Source organism: Corynebacterium sp. HMSC073D01, assembly GCF_001815555.1.
In the GTDB taxonomy this organism is placed as follows: Bacteria; Actinomycetota; Actinomycetes; order Mycobacteriales; family Mycobacteriaceae; genus Corynebacterium; species Corynebacterium glucuronolyticum.
This window is the reverse complement of record NZ_KV821013.1, coordinates 176,383-189,012: the sequence shown is the minus strand read 5'-3', so window position 1 is coordinate 189,012 and position 12,630 is coordinate 176,383. Positions and strand designations below refer to the sequence as shown.

Here is a 12,630-nt window from a genome sequence, read left to right as displayed (position 1 = left end):
TTCGCTACGGCATGTCCACCTCCATCGAGCACCGCAAATGCCGCCACTCGGGATGCTGTACCGAAAACCATCGATAATTCCCAAAAGATGTGCATGTCAGGCGTATAAAGGAGGGTATGGAACAAGATATGCGTAAGCAGCCTCTTACCGGAGACTGCGTTCAGGAGATTCAGAAGAAGGTGGCCGAAGACCCCACGGTAGCCGTCGCGCGAAACGCTGTCACAGCATGTAGCGTAAACAAGGTCGCCTTGGACAGGGACAAGGTAGTCAGCCTGGACCCCACCATCGAAGTCAAACTCGATTCTCTGAAGGTAACGAACCAGAAGACCTCTGGACGCTGCTGGATGTTTGCCGCGCTCAACATGTACCGGCAGAAGATAGCCAAGGAACTTAATCTCGAGCAGTTTGAGTTCTCTCAGGCGTATCTGCAGTACTTTGACAAGTTGGAAAAGGCCTACTTTGCCCTTAACTATTTGCTTGGCAATGAAGAGCCCCACGCTGCCCGAACCGATGACGGCAGAATCGATCTCGGTGACCGCGAGACTGCATTCGTGCTCGACGGCGCCGCAGGTGACGGTGGCCTGTTCAATTACGTCAACAACCTCGTTGCTAAGTACGGCGCTGTCCCCTCGTACGCAATGCCCGATTCTGACTCGGCTGGCGATACGCCTGCGATGAACCGTGCCATTCACACCATTGTCCGAAAAACCGTAATGGAAAATGGTTCTATTGACGAGGCCATGAAAGCTATTCAGCGTGTCGTTGGCATCCACTTAGGCACCCCGCCGACATCTTTTGTGTGGCAATACCGCACCAAGGATGGCGATTTCCACCGCGAAGGTGAGTTCACTCCACAAGAGTTCGCAAAGAAATACCTCCCCGATCTCGACCAATTCGTTGAAATTGCCTTCGATGCCCGGCCGGAGCACAAGGTCAACCAGGCGTACGACACCGAACTTGCGACGAACGTCTGGGGCACCCCCGTTTACCGGTACGTAAACGCTGATATCGAGGTCGTGCGTCAGGCAGCGATTGACTCCATCGCACAGTCCGATCCCGTCTGGTTTGGCTGTGATGTGAACACCCAGTTCGACGCAATCCTTGGGATGTGGGATCGCAACCTGATTAATCTTCCCGATATTTACGGCATCGATCTCGCCTTCGACCGCGCAGGAAGGATGTTGACCTGGGAGGAGGCTCCTACTCACGCCATGGTTCTTACTGGCTTTGATGAGCAGTCCGGTCACTTTCGAGTGGAAAATTCCTGGGGTAATGAGGATCACAAGGGAGTGAAACTCGGTGGCGACGGCTACGGAACGATGACGAGCGATTGGTTCCGCGACAACGTCTTCTCAGTCGTCGTGAGGAGAAAGTACGCGCCAGAAGAGTTGCTGAAGGCATGGGATGGCGAAGGCATCCTGTTGCCCTGCTGGGATCCGATGAGCTAGGAAGGGAGAACAAACACAATGGCTACAAACGAGAGCACACGCGGACTATCCCTCGATGCAATTAGGGCGGAAAACGAAAAGTTGCAGGCAGACCGATCATTCCGCGTCTCCCGCAACGCTGTCACGACAACAGGCGTGGACAAGCTCGCGGTCAACCGGGACATTCTCTCTGGCATCGACACCAGTGTTTCCACGAAGGTGGATGACTGGGCGGTTGCTAACCAAAAGAAGTCTGGTCGCTGCTGGATTTTCGCAGGTATGAACATGCTGCGCGGTCCCATCATGAAGGAAACGAAGGTAAAGGATTTTGAGCTCTCCCAGACCTTCATTCACTTCTGGGACAAGCTTGAAAAAGCAAACTACTTCCTAGAGGCAATGGAGGAACTGCGCGAACGCGACATCCTTGACCGCACGGTGGCACACCTCCTGCAGGCTCCTATTGAGGACGGTGGCCAGTGGAACATGCTCGTGGCGCTCATCAATAAGTACGGAATCGTTCCGCAATATGCGATGCCGGATACAAATTCATCGTCAGACACGCGGGCAATGAATCGCGATCTGTCCACTGTATTGCGCAGAGGCGCGTACCTGCTCCGCAAGGCCGAGTCTGAAGAAGAACGAGCCTCCGTGAAGCGGCAGGCTTTGGAGGATGCGTACCGCGTGCTGACCATTCACCTCGGTACTCCCCCGAAAGAATTCGTCTGGCAGTATCGAGACAAGGATAATGCGTTTACTCGCAAGGGAACGATGACGCCCCTCGAGTTCAAGGACACGTACGTCACTGTCAACCTTGACGATTTCGTGTGCGTGGTCAATGATCCACGGCACGCGCCAAAGGATATCCTCACCGTCGAATATTTGGGCAACGTCGTCGGTGCCACGCCGGTTACATACCTCAACGCGGATATCCAGGTTATGAAGAAGGCAGTTGCTGCCACGCTTGCGGAGGGCACCTCCGTCTGGTTCGGCTGCGATACGTTGCAACAGGCAGAGAGCACACTCGGGGTCTGGGACGCACACGTGCTGGACTACGAAGGCGTGTACGGCGTTGAGCTTGGAATGGACAAACGAGAACGGGTCATTTCCGGCGATTCACTCATGACCCACGCCATGGTCTTCACTGGTGTGGATGAGTCGGAGGAAAAGGTTCCTCGTCGTTGGCGTGTGGAGAACTCGTGGGGCCCTGATAAGGCAGACAAGGGCTTTTGGACCATGAACGATTCATGGTTTGATGAGTACGTCTTTGCTGTAGCAGTCCGGCGTGATCTGCTTCCCGCAGATTATCAAGAGGCCATCGGCGGAGAACCGATTGTTCTGCCCGTATGGGATCCGATGGGGGCTCTCGCATAGGCGTAGACCAACCGTGATAGAAACACCCGCTCCGCTTTCTTGTCGCTGACCGACATTGCGCGGCACGAAGGCGGATGCTCGCTGCGACGGATAGCACCTGAATATAAAGCGAAACCGGTTTGGTTCGGCAGAGTGACTGTGAACCAGACCGGCTTTTTCGCGTGTGTTACAAGCGGGCTATTCGGATATCCGTGGCCAGGATTGCCTCTGCCCCGCCGGCAGATAGCGCATCCATGATGGTGTTTGCCTGTGCCCTAGGTACCATAGCGCGCACGGCAACCCAGTCTGTTTTAGCCAGTGGAGACACGGTAGCTCCTGACAGTCCCGGTGTAATGGTGGTGAGCTTGGGAAGGAGACTCTTGGGACAGTTGTAGTCGAGGATCATAAACCGTCGTGCACGTAGAATTCCTTCAATTCTGCGGATGAAAATGCGCATCGCCTCTGTTACATCGCGGCCACGGCGGCCGTAAATAACTGCTTCAGAGCTCACGAGTGGGTCTCCGAATGTAGCCAGACCTTGCTGACGCAGAGTCCGTCCAGTCGAGACAACATCGGCAATGACATCCGCAACACCGAGGCGAATGGAAATCTCCACTGCTCCGTCAAGTCGGATGACGGTAGCCTGAATTCCGCGCCGAGCGAGGTCAGCACGCACAAGGTGTGGGTAACTTGTCGCAATCCGCTTCCCCTCTAGATCTCCTACTGACCACTTTTGGTTGGCTGGAGCCGCGAAAAAGAAACGGGAGTTTCCAAACCCCAGTGGTAGGAGCTCTTCAACGTCAGCCTGTGAATCCAACGCCAGGTCGCGGCCGGTGATGCCGATATCGAGTTGGCCACCAGCGACGTAAATGGCGATATCTTTTGGGCGAAGGAAAAAGAATTCGACTTCGTTATCTTTATCGAGAACAGTGAGTGTTTTCGAATCGGGGCGGCGAGCGTAGCCCGCCTCGGTGAGGATTTCCATAGCCACCTCACTGAGAGACCCCTTATTCGGTACAGCGATTCGCAGCATGCCGTTAGTGCTCTTTTCTTTTAAGCGTTAAAAAATTGGATGTGTCAAGAATATGGGCGATGCGTAGTCAATAATCAGCCATCACCCGGATTTTTAAGACCTGACGTGGTTGTCAGTGATCACCTGCAGTGGAAGCCTCGCCTAGGAGGGCGAGGCTTCCGATAAACCTTTCGCGTTAGTCGAAGTCGGTCGAAGTTGGTCGGAGTTAGCCGAAGGCAGGAACCTGCAGCGTCTGAACGTCAGAGGTATTTGTAGACATCGTCGGTGGTCAAGCCCCGCTTAATCATCATGACTTGGGACCAGTACAACAGCTGCGAAATCTCCTCGGCGAGCTCTTCATCGGACTGGTATTCGCCGGCGAGCCAAACCTCACCGGCTTCCTCGATGACTTTTTTGCCAATGAAATGGACGCCTTGATCCAGCGCGTGCACGGTGCCGGATCTCTCCGGCCTTTCAGCGGTTTTGTTAGCGAGCTCCTGGAACAAAGAGTCAAATGTTTTCATACCAAATCATTGTGCCACACGAACGCGCCTACCGTGCCTGGTTCCAGCCACAAACTAACGCGTTTTACCCCCGACTATGGCTGTGCAGAGCTCGTCCAGTCCGCCTTAGCTCCGGCTAAGCGTTGCTACCAAGCTGAGTGAACCAGACTGAGCACGTGTCGACGGTGACTCCCTCGAAGGAATCGGAGCCGTGGAGCTCCTGCAGCGTTGCTACACCATCGATGGCATCGCCGTGGCTGGGAGGAAGGCCGATGACTACGCATCCAGCATCTCTTGCGGCGGTCATTCCCGCAACGGAATCCTCAAAGACGAGGCACTCTTCTGGCTTAGCTCCGACGATCTCTGCCGCCTTGAGGTACATTTCGGGATCCGGTTTGCCGTTTTCCACCTCATCACCGGCGACGGAGGACGAGAAGAAATGGGTGCCTACGGCGGCGATTTCGACGTCGGCAAGCGTGCGGTACGTGTTGGTGGTTACGAGCTGGGGAATACCTGCCGCGGAGACCGACTCCAGGAGTTCAACAACACCGGGCTTAGGAACGAGCACGTCCTTCATGAGCTGCATGACCTCGGCGTAGAACACGCGCATGAGTTCTTTGCGCTCCTCAGCGTTGAACGTCCGCCCGTTAAGCTTTCCGACGTAGGTGACCGTGTGGTCGAAGGACCCACCCATCGTCGCGTACAGCTCTTCGTCGGTCATCTCGTGTCCAAGGCGACGGGAGAACTCTGCGGTTACCTGACCCCAGAGGGGTTCGGAATCCACAAGAGTTCCGTCCATATCGAAAAAGATCGCTTTCATCGCCATTGCTACTGCGTGCACCACTTCCGTTGGTGTGTCATTCAACAATCTGTCCTAGGTGACTATATCCGACGCACAGCTCTCCGTGCACAATGAGGACTTTTCCGATGTATCGGAGGCGTACTAAGAACGTTCGGAGGAGCGTACGGAGACATCAGGGAGGGAACGGGCGAGAAAGAACCCAACGATACCGACGAGCGCAAGCGCGACGAGTGCCGCGCGGGCTCCGGCCATGGCGATGACACCGGAGATAGCGCCGACGATAAGGAGGATAACCCCCATCGCAGTGTTAGCGACGGCGACGTACTGGGTTGTCTGGTCACCTTCCCCCATGTCGACGACGTACGTTTTGCGGCCGACGCGGACACCGGTGTGGATGAGGGTGACGGCAAAGAAGCCAATGGGCAGCGTCCATGCGGCGATCAAGTCAATGTAACTGAGCCCGACGATGGCAAGCAAAGCAATGGATGTGGCTAGCGCACCGTAGGCCATCGTGTTCCGTGAGGACGTGTCCGCGAGTATTCCGGAGACCCGCCCGCCGATGAGACTGGCGAGACCAGAGGCGACGATAAAGGAGCCAAGGCCGGAGAGGACATCCGATGTGCGTGAGGACAAGGCCACGATGAACGCGGGTGACAAAGCAGAGGCGAGCAGCAGCGCACGCACGATGACGAACCGCCTGAAGGGCTTGTCGGTGGCAAGAAGCGTCCAGGAATCCTTCACCCAGTTGGATCCGTTCCCCTTCGAAGCGCTGTTTTCGGGTGTTGGCTCGATGATCCGAGTGAACACCAACGCTGCCAACAACCAGCACACGCCACCGGCTGCGATCAGGAGGGCGAGGAAGCCGACGGAGAGATCGTGACCGCGGGCGCGGATGGCTAAGCCCACGGTGATGGCGATGATGCCGGCGATCATTGTCGAGGTCCCTGTAAGTCGGCCGCGGTGACCTTTGGAAATCGTCCGTGCCTGGACGTCCTTGGAAGAAATAGACCCGATTGCGCGCCCGGTGGAAAATGAGGCCAGGAAAATGATGACGAGCAGTCCGAGAAGTACTCCGCGGGTAAGACCAATGGCCAGGCCCATGGCAATGGCTGACAGGGCCTGAATAATGGCACCGATGGACCATACTGTTGCGCGCCGTTTCTTGCTGATAACCCAGCCGGTGATGGCGGCCTGAGGGAGCATCGAGCCGGATTCCCTGATCGGAACGAGCAACGCGGTGATAAAGGCGGGCACCCCTGTGGCGGAGAAGACCCAGGGCAGCACTGTCTTTGCGTTGACTAGCTGGTCGCCGATTCCCTGCAGCCCCATGGCCGTGACGTACGCGCGACCGTTGCGCTTCTCATTGGGTTTGAGTTGTTCAATGGTCGCAGCGGTAGATTGCGTGCCGCCACGTGAGGTCTGCTCTTGTGCCATGGTTTCAACCGTAGACGTTCTACCCCAGCCACCAAAACCCGCCCTTGAGCGCCACGAGAGCCAGACAGGAGGTACGGAGTCCGGCTGTTCATGGCAAGCCCCCTAACAACACCCGCGTAGCCACTCCTCGCATGCGAGAGCTCCCACCGAACCTCCGCATACAGTAGCGCCCATCTAGCCCGCCCATGCGGAAAAGCCCGCCACGTCCTCGCAGACTAAAACCCACCCCACGGACTCTCGAACAAGACGTGTGACAGTGAAGGTGGGTAAAGAAGCATGTAGCCGGGTTTCATCGCCGCCTTTCGGAGGTGGGAAACCTGGCGGTACCGACATCCCTGATGAGGAGCGCGAGGTCGCTGCCCCGCCAATGCTTCGGGCGGTTACTCGAACTCCGGTGTGGAAGCGATGGTCTCCTCGTCGAACCCGCCTGCTTCCAAAGCGCGGTGAATGAAGAGGTTGAGGTCGTTTTCTTCCTCGGGCTCAATGACAGCGCCGGCGTTCGTGTCATCAAAGGCCTGCGTCCGATCGATGAATCCGTTGACAACACCGTGGATGGCCTCTTGTGACGGCTCATCACCGAGCCGGTCAAGGCTGTCGAGGAATGCCTCGACGATGCTCCGCAGCTCAGGAAGGACAGCAGGATCGAAGGGCTGCTCCCAGAATTCCTTTTCGTTCTCCCTGAGGTAAGACCCTGTTGCGTAGGATTCCAGGTTGGCGATGAACTCGTCAACGCTTGCCTGCATGCTCTCGCGAATACTCATGTGCTCCATTGTCTCCGATATACCGTCTTTTCGCACGTTCAACGCGCGGTACGTCACCAATCTGCAACGCTTCCAGGACTTACAGCTTGATTCCGAGGAGGGCATCGAGTGCGCTAGCAACGATGCAACCGGCCTCCGGGTCGGAGTCTCCTGTCCACTCACGGTTCGCCCACGCTTCGATGGCAGCGATGGCTCGTGGTGTGTCGAGGTCATCGGCTAGGGCCTCACGGATCTCGGTCACGAGGGCCTCGGCCTCTGCTCGCGTTGATGGCTTGTCGACGCTTGCCCGCAGCCGTTCCACAAGGCTTTCGCACTGCTTAAGGATTGCTCCCGAGAAATCTCTATCGGCGCGGTAGTGACCACTAAACACCGACAGGCGGATCGCTGCGGGAGTGTGGCCTTCTTCCAGCAGTTTGGATACAAACACGAGGTTGCCGAGGGACTTCGACATTTTCACACCGTCGAGGGCGATCATTCCGCCGTGCACGTAGTGCCCCGCCATGCGGGGCTCGCCGGTGGCCGCCTCCGCGTGTGCGGCGGAGAACTCATGGTGCGGGAACACAAGATCGCGCCCACCGCCCTGGATGTCGAAGGGCACCGACAACCGGTTGCGTGCGATAGCGGAACACTCAATGTGCCAGCCCGGGCGACCAGCACCAAACGGCGCGTCCCAGGAGGGCTCCCCCGGTCGCGCCATCTTCCACACGAGGGCGTCGAGCGGGTCCTCCTTGCCCGGGCGCTCGGGGTCGCCACCGCGCTCGGCAAACACGTCGAGCATCTCTTCACGGCTGAAGCGGGACTCGTAGCCAAACTGCTCGGTTGCGTTCACGCGGACGTAGAGGTCGGGGTATTCGGGATCGTCAATGGCGTACACCACGCCCTTATCGATGAGCTCCTGAACCATATCGATAACCTCATCCACGGCTTCCTGCACGCCGACGAAGTCCTGTGGCGGGAATACAGAGAGTTTTTCCATGTCGGAGCGGAAGAGGTCAATCTGGGAGGTGCCCAGTTCTCGCCAGTCGACGTTGTCGCGCTCGGCGCGCTCGAAGAGCGGATCGTCCACATCGGTCACGTTCTGGACGTAGTGAACGTCGTGGCCATTAGCCTTCAACTGCCGGTAGATGAGGTCAAAAGCGAGGTATGTAGCGGCGTGGCCGAGGTGGGTCGCGTCGTACGGTGTAATGCCACACACGTACATGGTGGCGACTTTACCCGCTTTCACAGGCTTGATCCGGTCATCGGCCGAATCATAAAGGTTCAGAGGCACAGGTGTGCCGGTCAGTGAGTCGAAAGCGGAATGTTCAGGTACAGGCCACGATTGCATGCCACCCACCTTAGTTGTCACCCCAACAATCCGGCTACTTCGCACCTCGCGGGCGTATTCTTGCGCGGACTGCATAGTCATCGTACGCGGGCAAACCCGGGGGTAACCGAACTCCGTAACGACGAAACGTCGAAAAGCCGACGCACTGAAAAGGGACAGGGAGCTTAGAGAGGAGAGATCACCCAGGTGCCTAAAAGCCGCCCGGAGGGTGCCTGACCGGAAGAAAATCCAGAGTCGCTCCAGACAAGCCCCCCGGCACTGAACTGGTGCGGGCGGACAAAGGGCCACCGTGGGGAAAGCAACCAAATCTACAGGAGGAAACGGTAAGCGATTGGAAACGGCCAGAAGCTCGCGGACGCGGACGGAGATAGGAAGCGGACGATGATAGGCGAAACCCCTCCGGCGACCTTGATTCGAGCGCGGAGGGGCTGTGGACGGATGGGTACGGGGACTAGGCTGCTAAAACGCCTGTTGCCAGCAGAATCATGACCAAGATACCGACGGGGATGCGGTAAGCGGCAAACCAGGAGAACGAGTTGTTTGAAACAAATTTCAGCAGCCATGCGATGGAGGCATAGCCCAACACGAAGGCGATAACTGTGCCCACAAGAAGTTGCGCGCCCGTTGCGGCCTGGCCGGCTTCGGGGGCGAAGGCATCGGGAAGCGAAAACAGCCCGGAGGCAAGCACTGCGGGGATCGCGAGCAGGAACGAGAACTTCGCCGCGACCTCGCGGTTCAGACCGAGGAAAAGGCCTGCGGAGATCGTGCCTCCGGAACGAGAAACGCCAGGAATCAGGGCGAGGCATTGCGCAAAGCCCATGAGGATTGCGTCCCGCATAGTCAGCTCGTCGTAGCCACGCTTCTTGGATCCCACCTTTTCTGCCCAGATGAAGACGAAGGAGAAGGCCACGAGAACACCTGCTGTGATCCACAGGTTGCGAAGATTTTCACGGATCAGATCTTTGCCTAGGAACCCGAGAACACCAACGGGAATCGTGCCAAAGATGACCATCCATCCCATGCGGTAGTAGAAGTCGCGCTTTTCCTTATTCACCAGACCGATGCACCAGGAGCGGATAATCGTCCAGATTTCCTTGGCAAAGTACACCAGGACGGCAGCCTCCGTGCCGAGCTGGACAACGGCGGTGAAGGAAGCGCCGGCATCATGGCCGTAGAGCAGTTCGCTGACAATGCGAAGGTGCCCGGAGGAGCTTACAGGGAGAAATTCGGTAAGGCCCTGCACGATGGACAGGACAATCGTTTGTCCCCACGTCATCGTGTCGGCGGTGTGAGCCGCTGCGTCGGCGGCTAGTTCCGTAGCAATCACGGGTGCAACCATACACCGTCGCCAAACCAACTCGGGAGACACGGCGCAGGAGTAGTCACGAATAGTCACAGGCCACTCATATTTTGCTCGAACGGGACCCACAAATCCGCTCACCGGGATCATGCCCTGTCCTACCGGGTCAGCCTAAGCACGCACCTCCAGCACACAGCACCACGCAGACACAGCTCGGGAAAGCCGTGGTGGGAGTTCATTTTTCACTCTGGTAGCGTAGGACGAGTGAATATTCGGAGCCGGAAACTTATCAGCGCATGTGGCCTTCTTACGGCCTTGTCCATCGGACTCACCTCCTGCGGTGCTGCCGATGAACAGGAATCGATGAAGACAACTGAGGAACAAACGGACTACATCAATAACCCTGTAGGCAACGCCACTCCTCAGCAGTCACCGGCATCTAACAAGCCCGATGGCACGGTCTTCCAGGTTGACGAGAAATTCCCGGAGATCACGGACATTGAGGCTGCTGGAGACATCCTCGCTGTGCGCACGGGACCGTTCCTGCACGTTGGCACCGTCGACGCCCTGGAGAAAAACGAGGGCACAACGCTGCAGATCAGTGCGAAGTGTGGAGACCTCACGGTCACCGAAAAGACTTTCGTCATCGCCTGCCCTGTTGCTAGGGATGGCGGTAACTCCGGTGAGATTTTCCTCATCGATGCCGAAAAGCCAGCGTTAGATAATGTCCGTTCGGCGCTCCAACCATTTGTTGCTGCGGCAGTAACAACCGACGGCACGGTCATTGGCGGTAGCCCAGAGGCCGACGCGGTGACAATCTTCAAACCCGGAGAATCCACATCCAACACCGAGGTCAACACTGGTGGACCCGTTCACCAAATCATCGCCCTCCCGCGCACGGGTGAAACGGACCTACCGGATGCTGTCGTAGCCTCCGATATGAGTCAGACCAGGGTAACCGGAGTAGACCTCGTGAAGGACCGTACGGGTGGCTCGCTTCGAGCCGGCGTTGGTGTTTCCCGCATCGCCCCCGCAGAGAACACAACGATGCTTGTTGCGGATAATATCGGGGATTCCTTGCGGATCTACAACAACCTCGATGTCATCCGTCTGCACCAGTCGGTTCCGATTGGTCCGCATCCGTGGGCAGTAGCCTGGGATAACCATTCAGACACTGCCTGGGTGACAACCCTGGGCGACAACAAGGTAACCAGCTATTCACTGGCTACAGGCAAACCTATTGAGAAGGACGCAAAGAACACCGTTGCTGATGCACAGGCACTTGCTGTTCTTGACAACGGCACCCTCGTCATCGGGTCTGCTTCCGGTGAAGGTCTGCAGATTATCCCCGCAAAATAAACTCGCGGGACGCGCTTGGAGTATCCCCCATACAGTGGGGTACATTAATGGTCGTATAACTCGCATGTGAGTCCAGATAAGCGCCCTGTTACGGGTGCAAAGCGAAGACTCTCATGTGGGGTACCACCGGATAACGCCCACGTATTGTTAAGGAGTCCGCACATGGCTCACCCTGTCCGTACCGCGCTGTATGACGCTGCTTTGAAGGTAATGTTCACCATTCAGCCTGAGCGTATTCACGACATCATTTGTGGCGGACTAGGCGTTCTACAGTTGGTGACGCCCCTCAACCGCGTACTGGAAAAGATCATCGCAGTACACGATCCCCGCCTTGAGCAAGAAGTTTTCGGGGTCACCTTCCCCCGTCCGCTGGGCCTTGCCGCAGGCTTTGACAAGGATGCAACCTCTCCCGATGCGTGGACGGCCGTTGGCTTCGGCTACGCGGAGCTCGGTACCGTCACGGCTTCGCCGCAACCGGGCAACCCCGCTCCCCGACTGTTTCGCTTGAAGGCAGATCGAGGCATCCTCAACCGCATGGGGTTCAACAATATCGGTGCGGCTGCTGTTGCGGACAATCTCCGTCGGCGTACATCCGACGATGTTATCGGCATCAATATCGGAAAGACCAAGGTCGTCCCCGTGGAAGATGCCGCCGATGATTACCGTCGCTCGGCTACCCTTCTCGGTGATCTGGCCGACTACCTGGTGATCAACGTCAGCTCCCCCAACACCCCTGGGCTGCGCAACCTGCAAGCCGTTGATGAGCTTCGTCCGATCATCGAGGTGGTTCAGCAGTCTACGAAGACCCCGGTATTGGTAAAGATTGCCCCCGATCTCGCAGACGACGATATCGATGCTGTCGCCGACTTGGCGCGCGAGATGGGTTTGGCTGGCATTGTCGCTACGAACACGACGATTTCGCGTGATGGCCTAAACACTCCCAAGGCCAAGGTTGAGAAGATGGGTGCCGGCGGTGTTTCCGGTCCGCGACTTACCAGCCGCGCGCTCGACGTGACGAAGCGGCTGTACGACAAGCTTGACGGTGAGCTCGCAATCATCTCTGTCGGTGGTATTTCCTCGCCGAAGGATGCGTGGGACCGGATCGCAGCGGGTGCTAACCTTCTGCAAATTTACACCGCGATGATTTACGAGGGCCCGGATCTCATCCGCGACATTCACAAGGATCTTCTGCGACAGCTGGATGTACACGGCTACCAGAACCTTTCTGATGCCGTGGGCTGCAAGCAGCCCTACGTCCCCGAGGAGAATTAACAAGAGGCACAGGTATCGCTACGGGGTCTCCCGGAGCGATACCTGTTGCTGTGTTCCCCACCTCATCCCGCCCCTCGCGGGGG

General features: G+C 57.4%; 11 protein-coding genes. 4 read left to right on the top strand and 7 right to left on the bottom strand.

Annotation, left to right across the window (positions count from 1 at the left end; genetic code table 11):
• The first annotated feature begins 116 nt into the window (after positions 1 to 116).
• Entirely contained in the window at positions 117 to 1,448 is a 1,332-nt protein-coding gene (locus HMPREF3044_RS01020; protein WP_005393940.1) for a C1 family peptidase, read from the top strand.
• A gap of 18 nt (positions 1,449 to 1,466) precedes the next feature.
• On the top strand, positions 1,467 to 2,798 hold the full coding sequence (locus HMPREF3044_RS01015) for a C1 family peptidase (protein ID WP_005393942.1): 1,332 nt from the start codon (positions 1,467 to 1,469) through the stop codon (positions 2,796 to 2,798).
• A gap of 166 nt (positions 2,799 to 2,964) precedes the next feature.
• On the opposite strand, the gene hisG is transcribed toward HMPREF3044_RS01015, so the two are convergent.
• The 7 genes from hisG to HMPREF3044_RS00980 all read right to left on the bottom strand — a co-directional run bounded on the left by hisG (position 2,965) and on the right by HMPREF3044_RS00980 (position 9,892).
• On the bottom strand, positions 2,965 to 3,810 hold the full coding sequence (gene hisG, locus HMPREF3044_RS01010; RefSeq protein WP_005390070.1) for an ATP phosphoribosyltransferase: 846 nt from the start codon (positions 3,808 to 3,810) through the stop codon (positions 2,965 to 2,967).
• A 239-nt stretch (positions 3,811 to 4,049) separates the two neighbouring features.
• Entirely contained in the window at positions 4,050 to 4,313 is a 264-nt protein-coding gene (locus HMPREF3044_RS01005) for a phosphoribosyl-ATP diphosphatase (RefSeq protein ID WP_005393943.1), read from the bottom strand.
• A gap of 115 nt (positions 4,314 to 4,428) precedes the next feature.
• A complete protein-coding gene (locus tag HMPREF3044_RS01000; protein WP_239170939.1) occupies positions 4,429 to 5,136 on the bottom strand; it encodes an HAD family hydrolase in 708 nt (235 codons plus the stop codon).
• A 99-nt stretch (positions 5,137 to 5,235) separates the two neighbouring features.
• Positions 5,236 to 6,528 (bottom strand): MFS transporter, encoded by a 1,293-nt coding sequence (locus tag HMPREF3044_RS00995; RefSeq protein ID WP_005390067.1) that lies wholly within the window; start codon positions 6,526 to 6,528, stop codon positions 5,236 to 5,238.
• Between the two features lie 380 nt (positions 6,529 to 6,908).
• Positions 6,909 to 7,289 carry a hypothetical protein gene (locus HMPREF3044_RS00990; protein ID WP_034989040.1) on the bottom strand — a complete coding sequence of 127 codons (381 nt, stop codon included), beginning with the start codon at positions 7,287 to 7,289 and terminating at the stop codon, positions 6,909 to 6,911.
• 79 nt (positions 7,290 to 7,368) lie between these two features.
• A complete protein-coding gene (gene mshC / locus HMPREF3044_RS00985; protein WP_070738950.1) occupies positions 7,369 to 8,616 on the bottom strand; it encodes a cysteine--1-D-myo-inosityl 2-amino-2-deoxy-alpha-D-glucopyranoside ligase in 1,248 nt (415 codons plus the stop codon).
• A 451-nt stretch (positions 8,617 to 9,067) separates the two neighbouring features.
• Positions 9,068 to 9,892, bottom strand: coding sequence for an undecaprenyl-diphosphate phosphatase (locus tag HMPREF3044_RS00980; protein ID WP_034989043.1), 825 nt, complete (start codon positions 9,890 to 9,892; stop codon positions 9,068 to 9,070).
• A 288-nt stretch (positions 9,893 to 10,180) separates the two neighbouring features.
• Between HMPREF3044_RS00980 and HMPREF3044_RS00975 the strand changes: the two genes are divergently transcribed.
• Entirely contained in the window at positions 10,181 to 11,275 is a 1,095-nt protein-coding gene (locus tag HMPREF3044_RS00975; RefSeq protein ID WP_050765588.1) for a YncE family protein, read from the top strand.
• 162 nt (positions 11,276 to 11,437) lie between these two features.
• The gene (locus tag HMPREF3044_RS00970) at positions 11,438 to 12,547 is read left to right on the top strand and encodes a quinone-dependent dihydroorotate dehydrogenase (protein ID WP_005393958.1); all 1,110 of its coding nucleotides are present in this window, start codon (positions 11,438 to 11,440) and stop codon (positions 12,545 to 12,547) included.
• Positions 12,548 to 12,630 lie beyond the last annotated feature (83 nt).